The 21,675-nt window shown below is 69.6% G+C and carries 18 protein-coding genes and 1 tRNA gene; 12 read left to right on the plus strand and 7 right to left on the minus strand.

Going from position 1 to position 21,675, the window contains the following annotated elements:
- The first annotated feature begins 38 nt into the window (after positions 1–38).
- Complete coding sequence (gene pheA, locus EVS81_RS11055; protein ID WP_130110437.1) at positions 39–995, plus strand: prephenate dehydratase; 957 nt, start codon at positions 39–41, stop codon at positions 993–995.
- Between the two features lie 168 nt (positions 996–1,163).
- Here the strand turns inward: pheA and EVS81_RS11060 are convergent, their stop codons facing one another.
- A complete protein-coding gene (locus EVS81_RS11060) occupies positions 1,164–2,162 on the minus strand; it encodes a diacylglycerol/lipid kinase family protein (protein ID WP_130110438.1) in 999 nt (332 codons plus the stop codon).
- A gap of 175 nt (positions 2,163–2,337) precedes the next feature.
- Here EVS81_RS11060 and serS point away from each other — a divergent pair, with 175 nt between their 5' ends.
- From serS to EVS81_RS11075, 3 genes are all read left to right on the plus strand, one after another.
- Positions 2,338–3,603: a serine--tRNA ligase gene (gene serS, locus EVS81_RS11065; protein WP_130110439.1), complete on the plus strand. Its 1,266-nt coding sequence runs from the start codon at positions 2,338–2,340 to the stop codon at positions 3,601–3,603.
- Between the two features lie 4 nt (positions 3,604–3,607).
- Positions 3,608–4,468: an HAD family hydrolase gene (locus EVS81_RS11070; protein WP_130110440.1), complete on the plus strand. Its 861-nt coding sequence runs from the start codon at positions 3,608–3,610 to the stop codon at positions 4,466–4,468.
- 203 nt (positions 4,469–4,671) lie between these two features.
- Positions 4,672–4,762 (plus strand) — tRNA-Ser (locus EVS81_RS11075).
- Positions 4,763–5,032: 270 nt separating this feature from the next.
- On the opposite strand, the gene EVS81_RS11085 is transcribed toward EVS81_RS11075, so the two are convergent.
- Positions 5,033–6,466: a flavin-containing monooxygenase gene (locus EVS81_RS11085; RefSeq protein ID WP_205879324.1), complete on the minus strand. Its 1,434-nt coding sequence runs from the start codon at positions 6,464–6,466 to the stop codon at positions 5,033–5,035.
- Positions 6,467–7,016: 550 nt separating this feature from the next.
- Entirely contained in the window at positions 7,017–7,934 is a 918-nt protein-coding gene (locus tag EVS81_RS11095) for a LysR family transcriptional regulator (RefSeq protein WP_130110441.1), read from the minus strand.
- A gap of 173 nt (positions 7,935–8,107) precedes the next feature.
- Here EVS81_RS11095 and EVS81_RS11100 point away from each other — a divergent pair, with 173 nt between their 5' ends.
- The 6 genes from EVS81_RS11100 to EVS81_RS11125 all read left to right on the plus strand — a co-directional run bounded on the left by EVS81_RS11100 (position 8,108) and on the right by EVS81_RS11125 (position 15,237).
- Complete coding sequence (locus EVS81_RS11100; protein WP_205879325.1) at positions 8,108–8,530, plus strand: RidA family protein; 423 nt, start codon at positions 8,108–8,110, stop codon at positions 8,528–8,530.
- 10 nt (positions 8,531–8,540) lie between these two features.
- Positions 8,541–9,221 (plus strand): DUF1028 domain-containing protein, encoded by a 681-nt coding sequence (locus EVS81_RS11105; protein WP_130110443.1) that lies wholly within the window; start codon positions 8,541–8,543, stop codon positions 9,219–9,221.
- On the plus strand, positions 9,214–10,401 hold the full coding sequence (locus EVS81_RS11110; RefSeq protein ID WP_130110444.1) for a M20 family metallopeptidase: 1,188 nt from the start codon (positions 9,214–9,216) through the stop codon (positions 10,399–10,401). The genes EVS81_RS11105 and EVS81_RS11110 overlap by 8 nt, the downstream gene beginning before the upstream one ends.
- 2 nt (positions 10,402–10,403) lie before the next feature.
- Entirely contained in the window at positions 10,404–11,894 is a 1,491-nt protein-coding gene (locus EVS81_RS11115; RefSeq protein WP_130110445.1) for an aldehyde dehydrogenase family protein, read from the plus strand.
- Positions 11,895–12,320: 426 nt separating this feature from the next.
- Complete coding sequence (locus tag EVS81_RS11120; RefSeq protein WP_130110446.1) at positions 12,321–13,757, plus strand: aspartate aminotransferase family protein; 1,437 nt, start codon at positions 12,321–12,323, stop codon at positions 13,755–13,757.
- Positions 13,758–13,845: 88 nt separating this feature from the next.
- Complete coding sequence (locus tag EVS81_RS11125; RefSeq protein ID WP_130110447.1) at positions 13,846–15,237, plus strand: purine-cytosine permease family protein; 1,392 nt, start codon at positions 13,846–13,848, stop codon at positions 15,235–15,237.
- A 172-nt stretch (positions 15,238–15,409) separates the two neighbouring features.
- Here the strand turns inward: EVS81_RS11125 and EVS81_RS11130 are convergent, their stop codons facing one another.
- The 4 genes from EVS81_RS11130 to EVS81_RS11145 form a co-directional block, all read right to left on the minus strand.
- On the minus strand, positions 15,410–16,219 hold the full coding sequence (locus EVS81_RS11130) for an ABC transporter permease (protein WP_130110448.1): 810 nt from the start codon (positions 16,217–16,219) through the stop codon (positions 15,410–15,412).
- Between the two features lie 52 nt (positions 16,220–16,271).
- Complete coding sequence (locus EVS81_RS11135) at positions 16,272–17,156, minus strand: ABC transporter permease (RefSeq protein WP_130110449.1); 885 nt, start codon at positions 17,154–17,156, stop codon at positions 16,272–16,274.
- Between the two features lie 265 nt (positions 17,157–17,421).
- Positions 17,422–18,597, minus strand: a complete 1,176-nt coding sequence (locus EVS81_RS11140; RefSeq protein ID WP_130110450.1) for an extracellular solute-binding protein — start codon at positions 18,595–18,597, stop codon at positions 17,422–17,424.
- 50 nt (positions 18,598–18,647) lie between these two features.
- Entirely contained in the window at positions 18,648–19,736 is a 1,089-nt protein-coding gene (locus EVS81_RS11145; protein ID WP_130110451.1) for an ABC transporter ATP-binding protein, read from the minus strand.
- A gap of 176 nt (positions 19,737–19,912) precedes the next feature.
- Here EVS81_RS11145 and EVS81_RS11150 point away from each other — a divergent pair, with 176 nt between their 5' ends.
- Positions 19,913–20,755 carry a FadR/GntR family transcriptional regulator gene (locus EVS81_RS11150; RefSeq protein ID WP_130110452.1) on the plus strand — a complete coding sequence of 281 codons (843 nt, stop codon included), beginning with the start codon at positions 19,913–19,915 and terminating at the stop codon, positions 20,753–20,755.
- On the plus strand, positions 20,752–21,459 hold the full coding sequence (locus tag EVS81_RS11155; protein ID WP_240739819.1) for a PDC sensor domain-containing protein: 708 nt from the start codon (positions 20,752–20,754) through the stop codon (positions 21,457–21,459). Before EVS81_RS11150 ends, EVS81_RS11155 begins: the two co-directional genes overlap by 4 nt.
- Positions 21,460–21,675 lie beyond the last annotated feature (216 nt).

The following is a 21,675-nucleotide window of genomic DNA, read 5'->3' on the forward strand; positions in this document are numbered from 1 at the left end:
CGCCCCGACCGGGCGCACGAACGAGTACGCTGGTGCCCATGCCCGAGACGCCCGCCGCCACCCGCCGCTACTCCTACCTGGGGCCGGCGGGGACGTTTACCGAGGCCGCCCTCAAACAGGTACCCGAGGCCGTGGGGCAGGAGTGGAACCCCGTCACGAATCTCGGCGAGGCGCTCGGCGACGTGATCTCCGGCTTCAGCGATGCTGCGATGATCGCGATCGAGAACTCGATCGACGGCGGCGTCACCGTGGCGCAGGACGCGCTGGCCACGATTCCGGGGCTGCGGATCGTCGGCGAGTACCTCGTGCCGGTGCGCTTCGTGCTCGTGGCGCGACCCGGCACGAGGCTGGAGGACATCGCGGTGGTGACGGGCCACCCCGTCGCATACGGCCAGTGCCGTGCCTGGCTCGACGATCAGGTGCCGCGGCACCGCCACCTCCCGGCCACCTCCAACGTGCAGGCGGCGGCGGATCTCTTCGACCCCGAGAAGCGTATCGACGCGGCCATCGCGCCCCCCGGCATCGAGGCGCACTACGACGTCGAAGTGCTCGCCGAGGGGATCGCCGAGAATCCGGATGCCGTCACCCGCTTCGTGCTCGTCAGCCGCACCGCGCCGGTGGGCGAGCCCACGGGTGCCGACAAGACTTCGCTCATCGTGGAGCTTCCCGAGGATCGTGCGGGCGCGCTGCTCGAGCTGCTCGAGCAGTTCGCGACCCGCGGCGTCAACCTCACCCTGCTCGCCTCGCGCCCCATCGGCGACCGCATGGGGCGCTACCGCTTCGTCATCGACGCCGAGGGGCACATCAAGGACGAACGCGTGGCCGACGCCCTGCTCGGCGTGAAGCGCTTCAGCCCCGGGGTCGTCTTCCTCGGTTCGTACCCGCGCGCCGACCGGGTAGCCGCGACGATCCGGGACGCCCATGACGACGACACCTTCCGGGACGCCCGAGACTGGCTGCGCGGGGTCATCACCGGAGTCGATCACTCGGAGTGACCCGACCGGCCCCGAACGGGGGCTGGTCCGGGCCCCGCGTCTCCAGCCGGCGCGGGCCGGCGGCGCGGGCCGGTGGCGCGGGCCGGCGGCTCAGGCAGGTGGAGTGGCCCGGTTGCTCAGGCAGGTGGAGCGGCGCTGTTGAGCGGCCCGACAGCAGGGGACCACGGCTCACACGCGGGGCGACCACTCGGGCAGCACCCGCACGGTGAGCGCCCCCGGATCCACCTCGCCCCGAGCCGCCACGGCGAGACCGAAGTCGTCGCCGTCGAGTTGGATCGGCTCGGGCCGGGGCACCGCGAGCGCATACCTGGTGGCGCGCGTGTAGCTGACGCTCTTCGTGTCGTTGACGAGGTCGATGATGCGGCGCCCGGCCTTCGACTTGCGCAGCACCCCGTTCTCCCAGCCGATCTTGTTCCAGATGCGCAGCCACGAGAACGCGCCGAGCGGCCGCAGCGCCACCACGTCGAGCTTGCCGTCGTCGATCTCCGCATCCGGGATCAGCAGCACGCCGCCGGGCATCAGCCCGCAGTTGCCGATCATCACCGTGTAGACGGAGAGCGGCTTCACCGGTGCGCCGTCGACCGAGTAGTGGATCTGCAGCGGGCGGTCGGTGAGCATGGTGCGCACTCCCGCATCGACGTAGGCCAGCCACCCCAGGCGCTTCTTGAGCGTGGCCTTCGTCGCCGAGATGGTGCGAGCGTCGAGGCCCATGCCCGCCAGCACCAGGAAGACGTGCTCGCTCTCCGACGCGTCCTCGCGCACGATCTTCAGCACGCCGAGGTCGATCCGGCGATTGGCGCCGACGAAGGCCGCCCGAACGCTCTCGTCGAAGCGCCCGAGCGGCACGCCGAGGTTGCGGGCGAGCAGGTTGCCGGTGCCCTGCGGCACGATCGCGAGCGGCGTGCGGCTGCCCCGCAGCACCTCGGAGACGGCGCGGACCGTTCCGTCCCCGCCGCTCGCGAGAACGACGCTCGCGCCGTCGGCGATCGCGCTGCGGGCGGCCGCGATCCCCGCGTCGTCGGCCGACGTCTCGTACCATCGCGTCGGAGCCCAGCCGGACTGGCGCTCGCGGAACGCCACCGCGGTGCGCAGCGCCGGGAGATCCGTCTTGAGCGGGTGGTAGACCACGGCAGCGCTCGGCAGGTGTCGCGCGGGAGTGCTGGGCATGGGATCCAGCGTAGCGGCCGACGTTCGTGCAGGAGATGCGCGTTCATGCAGGACGAGAGCGGCGAAACGCTCCTGCGCGATCGGTTTTGTCCTGCGTGAGCGGCGGCTCTCGCCGGCGCGAGCGGCGGTTCGCCGCCCGGGCGCGGTACAGACGGGCACCGCTAAGCTGGGAGCCGTGATCGATCCAGTACTGCTCCGCACCGATCCCGAGGCCGTCAAGCGCTCCCAGCGAGCGCGTGGAAACGATGAGGCCGTGGTGGACGAGGCGCTCGCCGCCGACACCGCCCGTCGTTCGGCGCTGACGGAGTTCGAGACGCTGCGCGCCGAGCAGAAGGAGTTCGGCGCGCGCGTGAAGGCCGCGCCCAAGGACGAGAAGCCGGCGCTCATCGCCCAGGCGCAGCAGCTCGCCGCCTCGGTGAAGGCTGCCGAGGCCCGCGCCAAGGAGGCCGAGGCCGCGCTCGAGGCCGTCGCGATGCGCATCGAGAACATCGTCGTCGCGGGGGTGCCCTCGGGCGGCGAGGAGAACTTCGTCACGCTGCGCGAGGTCGGCTCGAAGCCGGAGTTCGACTTCGAGGCGCGGGATCACCTGGAGCTGGGCGAGATGCTCGGCGCCATCGACATGGAGCGCGGCGCGAAGGTGTCGGGAGCGCGGTTCTACTTCCTGCGCGGCGTGGGCGCGCGGCTCGAGCTGGCACTCATGAACCTGGCGCTGGATCGGGCGCTCGCGCACGGCTTCACCCCGCTCATCACGCCCACGCTCGTGAAGCCGGAGATCATGCAGGGCACGGGCTTCCTGGGAGAGCACGCCGACGAGGTCTACCATCTGCCGGCTCAGGATCTGTTCCTCACCGGCACGAGCGAGGTGGCCCTTGCGGGCTACCACGCCGACGAGATCCTCGACCTGTCGCGCGGGCCGGTGCGCTACGCGGGCTGGTCCACGTGCTATCGCAGCGAGGCCGGTTCGCACGGCAAGGACACGCGAGGGATCCTGCGCGTGCACCAGTTCAACAAGCTCGAGATGTTCGTCTACACCACGCCTGAGGAAGCCGAGGCCGAGCACGACCGTCTGGTCGCATGGCAGGAGGAGATGCTGCAGGCGCTGGGGCTGCACTATCGCGTGATCGACGTGGCCGCGGGGGATCTGGGATCGAGCGCGGCGCGCAAGTTCGACATCGAGGCCTGGGTGCCCACCCAGGGCGCCTACCGCGAGCTCACCTCCACGTCCAACTGCACCACGTACCAGTCCCGCCGTCTCGCGACGCGCTTCCGCACGGAGTCGGGCAAGACCGCGCCGGTCGCGACGCTGAACGGCACACTCGCGACCACGAGGTGGCTGGTGGCGATCCTCGAGACCCATCAGCGCGCCGACGGCAGCGTCGTGGTGCCCGAGGCGCTGCGTCCGTACCTGGGCGGGCTCGAGACCCTGACTCCGGAGGCCTGAGCGCATGGCGAATACCGTCTCCGCCGCAGAGCGGCACCTCATCGCGCTCGACCTCGACGGCACCGTGCTGCACCACGGGTTCGCCGGCGCCGGCGACGATCCCGAATCGGGGCACATCGACCCCGAGCTCGGCGACGCGATCCGCGCGCTGCACGATGCCGGCCACGAGGTCGTCATCGCGACGGGCCGCTCCGTCGACGCGACGCTGCCGATCGTCGAGCAGCTGCGGATCCGCCCCGAGTGGATCGTTGCGGCCAACGGCGCGGTGACGCTGCGCCGGGATCCGCTCGCGCATCGCGCCTACCGGCGCGAGTACGTCGAGGCCTTCGACCCGAGCGACGCGCTCGTCAAGATCCGCACGCAGCTCGTCACCGCCCGCTTCGCGGTCGAGCTGGCCGACGGCGGCTTCCTGTACACCGACACGATTCCCACGGGCACGCTGCCGTCGCGGCAGCGCCGCGTGCGCTTCGAGGAGCTGCTGGGCGTGCAGGCCTCGCGCGTGGTCGTGGTGTCGCCCGATCACCGGCTCGAGGAGTTCCTGGACGCGGTCGAGACCCTCGGGCTCACGCACGTCTCGTACGCCGTGGGCAGCACGTCGTGGCTCGACATCGCACCCGACGGCGTGACGAAGGCGAGTGCGCTCGAGGTGATCGCGGAGAAGGTCGGCATCGACGACTCCCGGATCTTCGCGGCGGGCGACGGGCGCAACGACATCGACATGCTGCGCTGGGCGGCGCGTCGCGGCGACGCGGTGGCGATGGGGCAGGCCGTGCCTGAGGTGCAGGCCGCGGCGGGCCGCGTCACCGGCACGATCGAGGAGGTCGGCCTGCTCACCGCGCTGCGCGAGCGCTTCGCCTGGTTGTGATCCCGCGCGAACCTCTGAGTATGGAGCGCCGTGGTCACCCGTGCGGCTCCCGGGCCCCGCGTCGCGCGCCAGTTGTTGTGACCTCAACCGGCGCGAGGTGACAACAACTGACGCGCGAAACCCTTGGGCAGCCGTGGGGCCGACAGCGGCGCGGGTCGGGTGGCGTGGGATCGCGCCACCGCCGCTTTGCTAAGCTCGACGGCGGAGGGTTGTCCGAGCGGCCGAAGGAACTTGTCTTGAAAACAAGCATGCAGTAACCCTGCATCAGGGGTTCAAATCCCCTACCCTCCGCCAAAACCCCACCGCTGAGCGGTGGGGTTTTCGTGTTGCGCCTCGCCCCACCGACCCTCGACAGGCGAGAAACGGGGGCGAAACGGGGGAATCTCCCTCGTTTTCCGCCACTCGGCCGAGGCTGTGGGGCCTGAGGGAACCATCGCGGTGGGCAGGTTGAGACCGCATCGTGGTCGAGCGGGCGGAGTCCGTGTTGCGGTGCAACGGCTGAGCCCTTCCCGGGTGCAGACAGCCGGGAAGGGCTCAGGAGGTGGGGCGGTCTCGCCCGGTGCCTCAGGCGCTCGCGAGCTGCGGCGCGGCGGATCCGGATCCCGCGCTGGAGCCGGATCCCGCGCCGGAGCCGGATCCCGCGGCGGATCCGGCTCCCGCACTGGAGCCGGCCGCTCCGGCGGCTCCTGACGAATCCGCAGCCGATCCGGCCCGAGCCGGCAGGCCGCCCGCGGGAATCGAGTCGCCGTCGTAGGCGAGATACCCGCGCTGGATCTCGATCTTGTCGGCGATGAATTTGGCGTCGTGCCACACGCCCCAGATGAAGGTGGAGCCGCGGTGCGACTGCCAGGGCAGGCCGAGGAAGTACACGCCGGGCTCGGTCGAGACGCCGCGTTCGTGCTGCGGGCGGCCGTGCTCGTCGAGGGCGTCGACCTGCAGCCAGCCGTAGTCGACGCGGAAGCCGGTGGCCCAGACGATCGAGGTGATGCCCGCCGCGGCGAGATCGAGTTCGAGGATCGGATCCGCGGCACACGCGGGGAGCGGGCCGAGGTCGCGTGCTTCCGGTTCCTCGGGCAGGTCGATGCCCATGCGCGCGACGTAGGCGTCGGCCTCGTCGAGGATCGAGAGGTAGTTCTCGTCGCCCCGACGCAGGTTCTGCTCCAGGTCAGAGCCGAAGCGCATCACGCCGTCGGCGTAGGCGTTGGCGCGGCCCACAAGGGTAATGCCGTCCGCCGCGAGATCGCGGAAGTCGATGGTTTGGCCGCCGTTCGCGCCGCTCACCGCGATCGTGACATGCTCGGCCCCCTCGGCCGGCGTGGACTTCTCCCACAGCCCGAGCGTGCCGAGCCACCACACGAAGCTGCGGTTGCGGTAACGCTGCGGCGGGCGATCGTGCGGGCCGACCGCGAGAAAGACCTCCCGCCCCGCTTGGCGCAGCTCGTCGGCGATCTGCACCCCCGAGGATCCCGCGCCGACGACGAGTACGGCTCCCTCAGGCAGCTGCTGCGGATTGCGGTAGTGGCTGGAGTGGATCTGCTGCACATCGGCGCCCGCGGGCACGATCGGCGGCACCGACGGCAGCTGGAAGGCGCCGGTCGCCGCGACGACGTACCGGGCCTCGACGGGACCCGCGCTGGTCTGCGCCACGAAGCCGCCGCGGCCCTCGTTGCGGCGCACCGAGGCCACCTCGACACCGGTGCGGATCGGCAGTCCGAACGTCTCGGCGTAGGCCTCGAAGTAGGCCGCGACGCGCTCCTTCGGAGCGAACTCGTCGGGGTCGACGTCGTCGAACTCGAGTCCCGGGAAGCGATCGTGCCAGGCAGGGCCGTTGGCGACCAGCGAGTCCCAGCGCTCGGAGCGCCAGCGCTCCGCGATGCGGTTGCGCTCGAGGACGACGTGGGGGATGCCGCGTGCGGTCAGGTGCTCGCTCATGGCGACCCCGGCCTGGCCGGCGCCGACGACGAGGACCTCGGTGACCTCGGCTTCTGGGCTGGACATAGTTCTTCTCCACTCGGATGGCTCGATGGCGAGGAGCGGTCCGGCGTGCCCGCCGGGATCCGCGCCGGGGATGAGAACCACCTCATCCCGCTGCCCCCAGCAAACCCCAGGAAGTGCCGGCAAGGCCAATATGGATTCGCGGTCCACTGCATCTACTGGAAAGATGCAGCCATCGAACTGGATCGCTTTCATGCATGTATGTGGAGCTCATCAGCTCGCGCGTGTGGATCCTGACTGCGTTCGCTGCGCTCTCTGCGCGCAGGATGACGCGTGGGGCTGCCCGGTCATCCTGCGTGAGCGGAGCGAATCGCAGGATCCACTCGACGGGCGGTTCGCGCGGGCGGCGCCGCCCCGTCATCCTGCGCGAGCGGAGCGAATCGCAGGATCCACTCGACGGGCGGTTCGCGCGGGCGGCGCCGCCCCGTCATCCTGCGTGAGCGGAGCGAATCGCAGGATCCACTCGACGGGTGCGGGCGGCGCTGCAGGCGCGGGTGCGGGCGGCGGGGGCGGCGCTGCGGGCGCGGGCGCGGGCGCGTGAGGGGGCCCGCGCTCAGGGCAGCGGGTCGGCGAGCAGCTCGCGCACCGCGGCCTCGACCGCCCGCGCCCGCGCAGAGCGCCGAGACTGCGCGAGCGACGAGACCGCGACGCTGAGGCTCGGCACGGAGTCGGTGATCTCGATCGCGACGGTGCGCGCGCCGGTGTATGTCTGCTCGATGCGGGGCCGCTGATTGAGGATCGAGTAGCCTAGCCCGGCGGCGACCATCGAGCGCACCGTCTCGTAGCTCGAGCTGCGGTATTTGATCCGCGGGGTGATGCCCGCCTGCAGCAGGATCCCCTGGAAATAGGCGCTGCTGCTCGGCAGGTCGAGCAGCACGAACGGGTCCTCGGCGACGTCGGCCAGGGCGATCCGCTTGCGCGATGCGAGTCGGTGCTCGGTGTGGACGATGACGTGCGGGCGGAACTCGCCCACGATCTCCCGGTCGATGCCGTCGGCCTCGGTGAGGTCGTAGGTGATTGCGAGTTCGGCGCGACCGCCCCGCAGTGCGGCGATGCTCTCCTCGTGGTCGCCCTCGGTGACCGCGACCTCGAGTTCGGGGTGCCGTTGCTGCAGCGTGCTGATGAGCTGGGGGAGCAGGAAGGGTGCGAGCGTGTTGAAGCAGGCGACCGTGATCGAACCTCGCACGTCGCGCTGCTCGGCGCGGATCGTCTCGATCGTGTCGTTCAGGTGGTCGAAGAGCTGGTGCGAGTGCCGCAGCAGCGTCTCGCCGGCGGGGGTGAGCACGAGGCCCTTGGAGTGCTGCCGAATGAACAGGGGTGCGCCGAGGGCGCGCTCGAGCTGCGTGATCGCCGTCGACACCGCCGACTGCGCGACGTGGAGCTCCTGGCTGGCCGCGGTCATGTTGAGCGTCTTCGCGCACTCGGCGAAGTAGACCAGCTGAGTGAGTGTGATCGGGAATCGCTGCGGCACGGTCGTTCTCCCTGCGTCCGGTCCCGCTGCGGCGCCGCGCGCCGCGCCGCGCCGCAGGTGATCTGTTCAATAGATCGACTGGGTAACTTTTCTCTATTTTACAGATGCTGCTACCGCTCCCGAGAATGGTGCCACGAGAACACGATCATTCACCACTCGACGAGGAGGACCCCGTGGCCGAGACGACCCACGTGCGCCTGAGGAAGTTCAATACGCAGGAGACCTATCCCGAGCAGAACCTCGACAACGACCTCTGCCAGGCGGTCGTGGCGAACGGCGTCGTGTACCTCCGCGGGCAGATCGGGCAGGATCTCGACACCCGCGAGTCGGTGGGGATCGGCGACGTGACCGCTCAGACCGAGCAGGCCATGGCGAACATCAAGATGCTCCTCGAGGAGGCGGGCAGCCGTATCGAGGATATCGTCAAGGTGACCATCTACATCATCGACCCCCGATACCGCGAGGACGTGTATCGCACCGTCGGCAAGTGGCTGAAGGGCGTCTACCCGGTCTCGACCGGCATCGTGGTGCAGGCGCTCGCACGCCCCGAGTGGCTCGTCGAGATCGACGCCACGGCCGTCATCAGCGAGCGATAGGGATCGCGCCATGACCTTCTCCCTGATCCTGCGCGACCCGGAGACCGGCGAGTTCGGCTCGGCGATCTCCTCCTCCTCGCCCGCGGTCGCCGCGCGCTGCCTCAACCTCGCAGACGGCGTCGGCGGCGCCAACTCGCAGAACGTCACCGATCCGCGCCTAGGGCCGCAGCTGCTCGAGCGGCTGCGATCCGGAGCCACCGCCCAGCAGGCGATCGACGCCGTCGTGGCCGCGGCCGATCCCACCACCATCGACTACCGGCAGTTGCTGGTGCTCGACGGCTCCGGACGAGCCGCGGTCTACTCTGGCGGACGCGCGCTCGGCGTCTTCGGGTCGGCGACCCGGGAGAACGCGGTCGCGGGCGGCAACATGCTCGCGAGCCTCGACGTGCTCGACGCGCTCGTGGACACCGCGCTGTCGGCGAAGGGCCGTATCGAGGAGCGTCTGTACGCCGCGCTGCAGGCGGCGATGGTCGCGGGCGGCGAGGAGGGCCCCGTGCACTCGGCCGGCATCTCCGTGGTGGCCGACGCCGGCTGGCGGGTCACCGACCTGCGCGTCGACTGGGTCGACGAGGATCCGATCGGCGCCCTCGGCCGGGTGCTGGAGGCGTGGCTGCCCCAGCGCGACGACTACGTCGACCGCGGCATCGATCCCTCGGCCGCCCCGTCATACGGGGTGCCCGGCGATGAGTGACGCGCTGAAGCGCCGCATCGCCGAGCGCAGGGAGCAGGTGGATCGCGAACTCGTGGCGCTGTCGAACCGGCTGCACGCCGATCCCGAGCTCGGCTGGCAGGAGCATCGCTCGTCAGCCGCGGTCGCGGAGCTGCTCACCGCGCACGGATTCGCGGTCGAGCAGCCCTACCTGGGGCTCGAGACCGCGTTCCGAGCGGTGGCAGGCGCGGGATCCGGATCCGCCGGTCCCCGGTTCACCGTCGGGTTCCTCGCCGAGTACGACGCTCTGCCGGGGCTCGGCCACGCCTGCGGGCACAACCTCATCTCCGCGATGTCCGCGGGCGGCGCCATCGCGCTCGCCGTCGTCGCCGACGAGCTCGGCATCGCCGTCGAGGTGATCGGCACCCCGGCGGAGGAGGGCGGCGGCGGCAAGATCGAGCTGCTCGAGCGCGGGGCGTTCCAGGATCTCGACTTCGCCCTCATGGCGCACCCGGCTCCGGTCGACGTGGCCGAGGCGCGGCCCTTCGCGGTGGCGCACTGGCACGTGCGGTACGACGGCCGTGCGGCTCACGCGGCGGCCTATCCCGAGCGCGGGATCAACGCCAACGACGCCTTCCTCGTCGCGCAGCTCGCGATCTCGCTGATGCGGCAGCAGCTGCCGGCGGGCGTGCGCGTGCACGGCGTGCAGACGCGCGGCGGCGAGGCTCCGAACGCGATCCCGGAGCGCACCGAGGGGCGCTGGTACGTGCGCGCCGAGACCACCGAGCAGCTGATCGAGCTCGAGGAGCGCGTGCTCAGGTGCTTCGAGGCGGGCGCGCTCGCGACGGGGGCGCGGCTGACCGTGACCCCCGAGAGCAAGCGCTACGCCGAGATGCGCACCGACGAGCACGCGCTCGCGTGCTACCGCGCGAACGCGATCGCGCTCGGCCGCGACTTCGACGTGGATCCGCAGGCCGCGACCATGAACCGCGCGTCCACCGACATGGGCAACGTCTCGCTCGTCGTCGACGCGATCCACCCCTACATCGGTGTCGGCGGCGAGGCGAGCAACCATCAGCCGGGCTTCGCCGCGGCCTGCGTCGGCCCCGTCGCCGAGCAGACGCTGCGCGACGGCGCGACCGCGCTGGCCTGGACGGCGCTCGATGTGGCGCTGCGCCGCACCGGCGGCGACGAGATCCCGAACCCCACGAAGAGAGGATAGGCATGTCCCGCAGTACAGAGGAGTGGAGGGCCGCCGCGGCGGCCCTCGAGTTCGACGGCCGCCCGGTGATCGGCGGCGCGCGCGTGGATGCGCGCTCCGGCGAGACCATCGAGAAGACGAACCCCGCGACGGGCGAGGTCATCTCCCGCATCCACGCCTGCGACGCGAGCGACGTCGACGCCGCCGTCGCCGCGGCGCGCGCGGCCTATGCATCGGGCGCCTGGTCGCGCGCCGGCGCCGGCTTCCGCCGCGAGCGGCTGCTCGAGTTCGCGCGGCTCATCGAGCAGCGCGCCGACGACTTCGCCCTCTACGACAGCCTCGACATGGGCAAACCGGTGCGCGAGTCGTCGACCATCGATGCGCCCGGATCCGCCGCCCTCTACCGCTTCTACGCCGAGGCGATCGAGAAGCGGGAGGACCTCATCCCCGTGACCCCGCCGGGGTCTACGGCGCTCGTGACCCGCGAGCCCCTCGGCGTCATCGGCGTGATCGTGGCCTGGAACTACCCGCTCGAGATCGCCACCTGGAAGCTCGCGCCGGCGCTGGCCGCCGGCAACACGGTCGTGGTGAAGCCGCCCGTCGAGGCCTCGCACTCGACGCTGCTGCTCGCCGAGCTGGCGATCGAGGCGGGCATTCCGGCCGGCGTGCTCAACGTGGTGACGGGCCGCGGATCGACGGTGGGCCGGGCCCTCGGCCTGCACGAGGACGTCGACATGCTGGCCTTCACCGGGTCGACGGAGGTGGCGAAGCAGCTGCAGCAGTACGCGGGGCAGTCGAACATGAAGCGCCTCGCGCTCGAGGCCGGCGGCAAGAGCGCGAACCTGGTCTTCGCCGACTGCGACGACCTGCGGCTCGCCGCCGAGAAAGCGGCGTTCGGCAGCTTCTACAATCAGGGCGAGGTCTGCTCGGCCAACTCGCGCATCTTCGTCGAGCGCGAGGTCTACGAGGAGTTCCTGCGCCTCTACGCGGAGGCGGCGCAGGCGTATGCGCCGGGGGATCCGCTCGATCCCGAGTGCGGGATCGGCGCGCTCGTCTCCGAGGCCCACGCCGATACAGTGTGGGCGACGATCGAGAACGCGCGCCGCGACGGCACGATCTACGCCGGGGGATCCCGTCCCGACATCGGGGGATCCCGGGCCTTCATCGAGCCCACGATCGTCACCGACGTGCCGGCCGACCACGAGGTGCACACCCGCGAGATCTTCGGCCCGGTGGCCGTCGTGACGCCCTTCGACACCGAGGACGAGGCGATCGCGCGTGCGAACGAGACCCCGTTCGGCCTGGCGGCTTCGCTGTGGACCGGCAGCCTATCGCGGGCGCACCGGGTCTCTTCGCGGCTGGTGGCGGGCACGGTGTCGGTGAACACGGTCGACGCGCTGGGCTTCACCACGCCGTTCGGCGGGTTCAAGCAGTCGGGCTTCGGGCGGGATCTCTCGGTGCACGCGCTCGAGAACTACACCGACTACAAGACCACCTGGATGCAGTGGGGCTGAGCGCTCCTCGGTGAGGCGGCTTTCGCTCCGGGGGCGCCGTTCGCTGATTGAGCGAGCCCCGGCGGGTCGCCCCGCGCCCCTCTTCGCGCGTCAGTAGGTGTCACTAAACCTCGGTTTTGCCGACACCTACTGACGCGCGAAGAGGGGTGGGTTCGCTCGGCCGGCAGGGTGGGTTCGCTCGACCGGCAGGGTGGGTTCGCTCGACCGGCGGGGTGGGTTCGCTCGACCGGCGGGGTGCGTTCGCTCGACCGGCGGGGCGTGCTCGCAGCGCAGGTCCGAGGCCGTTCTCGCACACCCATCTCGATCTGATTTCCAGATGAACAAGACAGATTTTCACTATTTTACAGATATTTCGACCGGTGTGACGATGAATGGACAACGGCTCCGTCGCCCAGTCAGAGCCGACTGAGAGGACACGAAGGAATCATGACTCTGCAGCAAGACACCATCGACCTGGCCGACGTGGCAGTTGCGGCTCCGAGCGGTCTCGCGGAGATCGCAAAGCGTCACCTGGTGATGAATTTCACCCCCGCGAGCAAGTACCGCGACGACGAGCTCCCGGTGTTCGTGCGCGGCGAGCACTGCTCGGTGTTCGACGAGAACGGCCGCCGCTTCTTCGACGGCCTCGCCGGGCTGTTCTGCGTGCAGCTCGGGTACACCCACGGCGCCGAGGTGGGCGACGCGGTGCGCGAGCAGCTCGCCGCCCTGCCCTATCAGACCACGTGGAGCGTCACGCATCCGCCGGCGGCGCTGCTCGCCCAGAAGATCGCGCAGCTCGCTCCCGGCGACCTCAACCGCGTCTTCTTCGCCTCGGGCGGCGGGGAGTCGAACGAGGCGGCGATCAAGCTCGCCCGCCAGTACCAGCAGACCATCGGCCAGGGCAGCCGCCACAAGTTCATCGCCCGCCGCGTCGCCTACCACGGCACCAGCTTCGGCGCGATGTCGCTCAACGGCATGACGGCGGTGCGCTCCATGTTCGAGCCGCTCATGTCGGGCGTGCGCCACACGCACAACACGAAGCGCTACCGCCGCCCGGAGGGCGAGACGCCCGAGCAGACGACCGCGTTTCTGCTCGGCGAGCTCGAGTCCCTCATCGTGCAGGAGGGCCCGGATACGATCGCGGCGATCATCATGGAGCCGCTGCAGAACGCGGGCGGCAGCCTCACGCCCCCGACGCCCGAGTACTTCGCCGGCGTGCGCGCCCTCTGCGACACGTATGGGATCCTCATGATCGCCGATGAGGTCATCACCGGTTTCGGGCGACTGGGCAGCTGGTTCGGTTCGCAGCACTACGGCTTCCAGCCCGACATGATCGTGTTCGCGAAGGGCATCGCCTCGGCGTACATGCCGCTCGGCGGCGTGATCGCGAGCGACCGGATCATCGAGACGGTGCTCGACGGCCCGGTCGGCATGTTCAACCACGCGCTCACCTACGGCGGCCACCCGGTCGCCTGCGCGGCGGCGCTCAAGAACCTCGAGATCATGGAGCGCGAGGGCGTCGTCGAGAACGTCGCCGAGCTGAGCCCGTACCTCGAGCAGCAGCTCGCCGCGGTCGCGCAGAAGCACGCGGGGATCGTCGGCGACTTCCGCGGAGACGGCTTCCACCGCAGCTTCGAGCTCGTGACGGACCATGCGGCGAAGCGCTGGCAGGCCGAGCCGATCAGCGCCGGCGACTTCGTGGGCGAGCATCTCTCCCCGGCGCTCGCCGAGGTAGGCCTCATCTGCCGCGTCGCCATCGACGCCGAGGGCAACCCGCTCGTGCAGGTCTCGCCGCCGCTCGTCATGACGCGCGCCGACATCGACGAGCTGGCAGATCTGCTGGACCGCGCGTTCACCATCGCGACGGAGCGCGCGGGCCTCTAGATCCCGTGCCGGAGACGTGGGGTGAGCCGACGTCTCCGGCGCACCGGCATCCCGCGCGGATGCTCAACCCCTCAATGGAGAGAGAACCATGTCACACGAACCCCCCGTCGTCACGAAGAGCTTCCTGCAGTTCGAGCAAGAGCACATCATGCCGATCCCCGAGAACAAGCGGACCGGCACCAACTGGTCGATCTTCGCCATCTGGGTGAGTCTGAACATGATGCCGCTCGCCGTCGTCACCGGGGCCGTCGCCAGCGGCTCCTACGGCCTCCCGGTCGGGTGGAGCATCCTCGCCATCGTGGCGGGCAACGTGATCGGCGCGTTCGGCGCCGCGCTGCACGCCGCGCAGGGCCCGCACCTCGGCGTGCCGCAGATGCTGCAGGCCAGGGCCCAGTTCGGCTACCTGGGTGCCAGCCTCTTCGCGCTCATCGCGTTCATCATGTTCATGGGCTTCTTCGCGAGCATCCTCATCGTCGCCAAGGACTCCCTGCTCGTGGTGCTGCCCGAGTTCGACGGCACGCTGGCGATCGTGCTCTTCGCGGTGATCGGGATCGTGCTCTGCGTCTTCGGCTACGATCTGCTGCGCAAGACCATGGTCTGGCTGTCGATCTTCATCGGCATCGCGGTCGCGGTCTCGATGGTCATGTTCTGGATGCAGCCCGAGATCGTCACCTCGCGCGACGACGCCGCCTTCAACCCCGAGGGCTTCTTCGCCATGCTCGCGATCGGCGTCGTGTGGCAGCTGGCGTACGCCCCCTACGTCTCCGACTACACCCGCTACCTGCCGAAGAAGACCGGTCCGAAGACCGCGTTCTGGAGCACCTACCTGGGGCTCATGCTGAGCTCGGTCTTCGTGATGTCCCTCGGCGTGCTGCTCGGCGCGGCCAATCCTGAGAACCCGCTCGCCGCGCTCGGCGACCACCTCGGTGCGATCGGCCTGATCGTGCTGCTCGTATTCGCCGTGAGCTCAGCACTCATCAATGGGGTGGAGCTCTACTCGGCGGTGATGAACGGGCTGACGGTGCTGCAGTCGAACTTCAGGGTGACCATCACCTCTCGGGTGCGGGTGTGGACGACCATCGCCTCGGGCACGCTCGCCACGGTGATCGCCGTGCTCGGCCAGGGCGACTTCATGCTGAACTTCGAGGCCTTCCTCACCCTGCTGCTCTACGTGCTCATCCCGTGGTCGGCGATCAACCTCGTGGACTACTTCATCGTGCACAAGGGCGAATACTCGATCGCCGACATGTTCATGCCCGACGGCGGCAGGTACGGCAAGTGGAACGCGGTCGGCCTGTGGAGCTACGCCATCGGTCTCGCGGCCCAGATCCCGTTCATGATCACGCCGCTCTTCACCGGCCCGTTCGCCGAGCCGCTGCAGTACATCGACATCGCCTGGCTCGTCGGATTCGCGGTCACGGCCGTCGTGTACCTCGCGCTCGTGCGGTCTTCCGCGAAGCGCAAGGTGCTGCAGGCGTAGCCCCGGGCTGAACCCGCTGCGCCCTCTCGATCCCTCACGGATCGAGAGGGCGCAGCCGTTTTCGGCGGCGACAACCGCGCCCCCCGCGACGCGCGTCAGTAGGTGCGGCCTCACCGCCGTTTTGGGGACATCTACTGACGCGCGAACAGGGGGGGGAGAGGATCGAGCGCCACTACTTCGCGTCGCCCGCGGCCGAGGCCTTCTGGGAGAAGTAGACCGGGATCAGGGACAGCAGGATCATCACGGTCGCGACGACGTTCACCTGATTCACCTCATTCGGCCGTGCCATCTGGTTCATGATCCACAGCGGCAGCGTCTCGACGCCGGGCGGGGCGGTGAAGATCGTGACGACGATCTCGTCGAAGGAGAGGGCGAAGGCCAGCAGACCGCCGGCGATGAACGCGCTGCGGAACTGCGGGAAGGTGACGAGCCGGAACGTTTGACCGATCCCGGCCCCGAGGTCCATCGACGCCTCCTCGAGATTCGGGTTCATGCGACGCAGACGCGCGATGACGTTGTTGAACACCATGACCACGCAGAACGTGGCGTGCGCGATGATCATGCCCCAGTAGCCCACGCTGATGCCCATGGGCTTCAGCACCTGATGGAAGGTGTTCGACAGCGCCACACCGGTGACGATTCCTGGCAGGGTGATGGGGAGCACGATGAGCAGGTTGACCGTGTGCTGTCCGAAGAACCTGAACCGCTGCAGGGCGAACGCTGCAAGGGTTCCCAGCAGCAGCGCGAACGCCGTGGCGACCAAGGCGACGATCACCGAGTTGAGCAGCGCCGCGTGCACCGCCGGGTTGACCAGCGCTTTGCCCCACCACTCGAGTGAGAACCCGGGGATCGGCCAGCCGGCGACCCGGCCCGAGTTGAACGAGTTCATGATGATCACGAACAGCGGGATGTACATGAACCCCAGCACGACGAGCGTGACGACGGCCAGCGCGATCCTGGTGCCTCGATTCAGACGAAGCATGTCGATCCTCCTATTGATTCTTGGAACTGCTGCAGCGGGCGCCGGGGCGGGTCTACAGGTTGTTCAGTGCGCCGGTGCGGCGCACCGCGGCGAGGTAGATGACCACCAGCACGATCGGCACGACCGAGAACGCGGCGGCGAGCGGCGGGTTGAGGTTGATGTTCTGCGCGATGATGCTGCCGATCATCTGCGTGGATCCGCCGACGTACATGGCCGCGATGTAGTCGCCGAGGCTGAGCGAGAAGGTGAACACCGAGCCGGCGATGAGCGAGGGCAGCAGCAACGGCGCGACCACCGTGCGGATGGTGCGGAAACCGCTGGCGCCGAGGTCGGAGGAGGCGTCGAAGAGGTTGGCAGGGATCTGGGACACCGCAGCATATACCGGGATCGCCATATACGGGAACCAGAGGTAGACGAGCGTGAGGATGACGGCGACGACGCCGAAGCCGGGCCCTTCGACCCCGACGGGCGAGAGCGACCAGTTGAAGAAGCCGTTCTCTGTCCAGACGAGCCGCATCGCGATGATCTTCACGAGATAACCGGCCCAGAGCGGGAGCGTGACGAGCACCGCGAGCAGCGCGCGCAGTCTGGGGCCCGCGATCTTCACCATGAAGACGGCCAGGGGAACGGAGAACACGGCGCAGATCACGGTCACGGCCAGCGCGATGCCGAGCGTGCGCATGGCGGTCGCGAAGTACGCGGGCACGCTGAAGAGCTGCTGGAAGTTCTCGAGGGTGAATCCGGGCTTGACCCGAGAGGTGAACGGGTCGGTCGTCCAGAAGGCCGTGATGAGCAGCAGCGCGAGCGACAGGATGTAGACGCCGACGAGCCAGGTCATGGGCAGCGTCAGCAGGGACGCCAGTCGGCCCTTCGGATGCCGGTAGAGCGCGGTGGAGAGCGGTTTGGGGCGGCGTTCGAGAACGGTCTGGGTGTTCACGGTGGGTCCTCGCTGACGGGTGATGCTGGTGCAGTGGGGTGGTGGGGGTGGCGGGGGTGGCGGGTGCGGGGGATCGGGGATGCGTTTCGGGTCATCCTGCGCGGAGTCGCAGGATCCATGCGGGTGGGGGGTGGCGGGTGCGGGGGATCGGGGATGCGTTTCGGGTCATCCTGCGCGAAGTCGCAGGATCCATGCGGGTGGGGGATCCTGCGACTCCGCGCTTCGCGCAGGATGACCTCTGAGCGCTCAACCGGCGGAGGGGGTTCTAGCCCTTCACCGTCGCCCAGGCGTTGGTCCAGTCCTGGTAGTTGGTGCACTGGACATCCGTGCGGCCGTCGAGGCACTGATCGATGGGGGTGGTCCAGAACCACACCTTCTCGAAGTACTCCTCGTTGGTCGCGTTGTAGTAGTCGCAGTGTTCGCGTGCCTCGTCGCTCGTCTCGCAGAACGCGCCGTTGGCCGGGGCCATGCCGAAGTTCATGGCGATCTGACCGTTCACCTCGGGCGAGCTGGTGTAGTCCATCCATGCGTACGCGCAGTTCGGGTGCTGCGCGTCGGCCGCGAGCATCCAGGCGTCCGACCAGCCCGTGGAGCCCTCCTCGGGCAGCACGCTCTTGAACTTCTCATCGCCGGTGGCCTTGCGCAGCACCTCCCACGAGGTGCCGACGACCGAGTTGCCGCCGGTGAACGAGGTGATGTTGGTGGCGGGGTTCCAGTACTCCGAGACCATGCCGTTCTGCTGCTTGAGCAGCTCGGTGGCCGCGGCGAGCTGCTCCTCGTCGAGCGCGTACGGGTTCTCGATCCCGAGCTCGGGCTGCGTTGCCATGAGGTAGATCGCGGCGTCGGCGATGTAGATCGGGCTGTCGTAGGCGGCGATCTTGCCGGCGTAGGGACTGTCGGCTTCCCAGACCACGTCCCAGCTGGTCGGCTCCTCGGTTACCTCGTCGCCGTTGTACTGCAGAATGTTGGCGCCGCGGCCGATGGGGATTCCGTAGACGTTGCCGTTGAGGGTGTCGTACAGCTGACCCTTCATGCCCTCGACGATGTCATCGCTGAAGTTCGGGATCAGCTCGGTGTTGAGCGGCTGGACGTTGCCGTCGACGATGAGGCGCAGGCTGGCGTCGCCCGAGGCGGAGACGAGATCGTATTCCCCGGTGCGCATGAGCTGGACGGCCTCGTCGCTGGTGGCGAATATCTTGCGGTTCACCGCGCAGCCGGTGTCGGCGGTGAACTGATCGGTCCACGCGGGCTCGACGAAGCCCGACCAGGCGAGGATGTTGACCTCGTCCTCGGTGTCGCCGAGCGCATCCAGCTGCGGCACATCGGGTACGTCGATCTGGAGCTCGCCCGGTGCGGCGTCGCCGCCGCTGGCGCAGCCGGAGAGCGCGAGCCCGAGCGCGGCCGCGAGCGCTGCGGGCGCGAGCAGGTACTTCTTGTTCATCATTACTCCTTCGTAGTGCGGGATAGCGGGTTCGAGTCGAAGCGCCGGGGTCAACCGGCCGCAGCCGGAACCGCGACCACGTGGTCGCGGGCGAAGCGCAGGCTCACTGCGTCGCCGCGCTGCACGCTCGGCGCGGTGTGCGGAGTGTGCGCGTTCTGCTGCTCGGAGATGAAGCGCACCCCGATCTCGGTCTCGACGAGGTAGCGGGTGTGGGCGCCGGCGTACACCGTCTCGAGCACACGGCCGGCGAGAGAGACGGCGCCGTCCGCGCTCGGGGCGCCGGGGGCGGCCAGCTGCACCCGCTCAGGGCGCACGCTGTGCGGGGCGGCATCGCCGAGCAGCGCGCGGGCGGTTTCGCCCGAGAGCAGATTGGTGATCCCGAGGAATCGTGCCACGAACTCGGTGCGGGGAAATTCGTACACCTCGCGCGGGCTGCCCACCTGCTCGATTCTGCCGTCGTTGAACACGGCCACGCGGTCCGAGAGCGTCAGCGCCTCCTCCTGGTCGTGCGTCACGAAGACGAACGTGATGCCCACGTCGCGCTGGATCTGCTTGAGCTCGAACTGCATCTGCTCGCGCAGCTGCTTGTCGAGCGCGCCGAGCGGCTCGTCGAGCAGCAGCACCTGGGGGCGGAGGATCAGGGCCCGTGCCAGCGCGATGCGCTGCCGCTGGCCGCCGGAGAGCTGGGACGGTCTGCGCTCGGCGACGTGCCCCAACCGCACCTGCTCGAGGGCCTCGGAGACGAGCCGAGCCCGCTCCGTCTTCGAGACGCCGCGTACCTTGAGTCCGTAGGCGACGTTCTCGGCGATGCTCAGATGCGGGAACAGCGCGTAGTCCTGGAAGACCGTGTTGACCGGGCGATCGAACGGGGCCGAGCGGGTCACGTCCTCCCCGTGCAGCAGGATCCTGCCGGCCGTGGGTTCCTCGAATCCGGCGATCATGCGGAGCACGGTCGTCTTGCCGGATCCCGAGGGGCCGAGCATGGAGAAGAACTCGCCGGCCCGGATGTCGATGTCGAGATCCTTCACCGCGACGAGGTCGCCGAACTGCTTGTGCACCCCCTGCACCGAGACTGCGATGTCGCCGTCGGTGCCGGCGGCGCGCTCCCCGGCGGGTGCGGCGGATGTGGTGTGAGGCATGGTGTCGATGCTCCTCAACGTCGTTGTCGGGCCAGTTCTTGAACTATAACATGCGGTTTTATAGGTTTAGGCGACGGTGGTGGATCGATCGTGTTACGTTTCGGTCACGGCGAGTTCCGGGGAATCCTCATGCGGCTCGTGTCAGACTCGAGCCACACCACAGAGGGGAGGAGCCGGTGAGCACGACCGTCGAACAGGCGCCTCCGAGCCGTCTGCGCGTCGCCGCTTTCTCTCCGATCGGGGAGGAGGGGCGCACCGAGCAGGTGGAGTCGCGGCTGATCCAAGCCATCTCGGTGGGGGCGTTCATCGAGGGGGAGCGGCTGCCCAGCGAGACCGAGCTCTCGGGTCTGCTCGGAGTCGCGGTGGTGACCGTGCGCGAGGCGCTCGGCACGCTGCGTCACCGAGGACTCATCGAGACGCGCCGCGGCCGCAACGGCGGCAGCTTCGTGCGCACGAGCCGCGGCGCGGTGGAGGAGGTGAACGCGCGGGCGCTCATGGCCATGCCGCGTGTGGCCCTCGCCGATCTCGGCGTGCACTACGAGGTGATCGCGAGCGCCTGCGCCGAGTACGCCTGCCTGCGCGCGACCCCTGAGGAGCTGGCGGTGGTGCAGCGACTGCTCGAGGAATCCCGGGATCTGGCGCCCGACGTCTGGCGACGCCGCGTCACCGAGGTGCAGCTCGAACTGGCCGCGCTCAGCCAGTCGGTGCGTCTCACCACCGAGCACGTGAGCGTGCAGACCGAGTTCACCCCGCTGCTCGCGCTGCAGGATCTGGACGAACGCGCGCGCATGGCCACCCACGATGCGCTCGTCGCTCAGACCGTCGCCACACGGGCCGGCGACATCCCTGCAGCGCGCTCCTCGGTGCGCGAGAGCATCCGCTCCTCGGTGCGCTGGCTGGTGGCCTTCCGCCGCGAGCTGCTCGCCGACCCTCGGGACGAGACGATTCGTGACACACTGGTGTCACGCCGGGCGGGCGGTGGACCCCGCGCCGGTCTCGACGAGGAGGGACGCGGGTGAGCACACGGGCGCTGCACGAGCTCGACACCGCGATGGACGCGGTCGACGAGTTCTTCGACGGCGTCTTCGCGCCCCTCGACGCGTGGCTGCCCGAGCTCACCGAGCGATTGGTGCGCGAGCTGCGGCAGGGCAGGCTCACGGGCGCGCAGCTCGCGGCGCTCGTCGAGCCCGATGCCCACCGCATCCTCGATGCGGTCGACCGGCCGCTCTACGGCGCCGGGTACTGCGCCAGCGAGCTCGTGGTCTCCGAGGGCAACCCGCTGGCGTGGTGGCAGGGGCCCGAGCGCAGCCTGCTGGCGTCCTCCACGTTCGGGCCCGGACAGGCCGCGATCGATCTCGTGCGCCTCGAGTGGTATCGGGTGCCGGAGGCCACCGGAGAGCGCCACATCGCCGGGCCCTTCGTCGACTACCTCTGTTCGAACGAGATCACGATCACCTCATCGATCCCGGTGATGCACGACGGGCGGTTCCTGGGGGTGATCTGCGCGGACGTGCTCGTGGCGTCGCTGGAGAATGCGCTGCTGCCGCGGCTATCCGGCGGCGCCGACGTCACCCTGGTCAACGCGGGCGGGCGGGTGGTCGTGTCGAGCGACGCCGGCTACGAGACGGGGGACCGGCTGCCGGCAGCGGATCGGCGCGCCGAGGGATCGGCGCGCTCGGTGAGTTCGCGGCGGTATCCGTTCTCGCTCATCGCCCGGGCCTGAGGCCGCGACGCCCATCTTCGGCGTCACGTGGGGCCGGCCTTGTGCGGTCATCCTGCGCGGCCGGAGGGAGTCGCAGGATCCATGGCACGCAGCGGTGGATCCTGCGACTTCGCGCAGGATGACCGGGTGGCGCGCAGGATGACCGGGTGGCGCTCAGGATGGCCGGGTGGCGTGCAGGATGGCCGGGTGGCGTGCAGGATGACCGGGTGGCGCGCA

The organism is Leucobacter triazinivorans, assembly GCF_004208635.1.
GTDB lineage: Bacteria > Actinomycetota > Actinomycetes > Actinomycetales > Microbacteriaceae > Leucobacter > Leucobacter triazinivorans.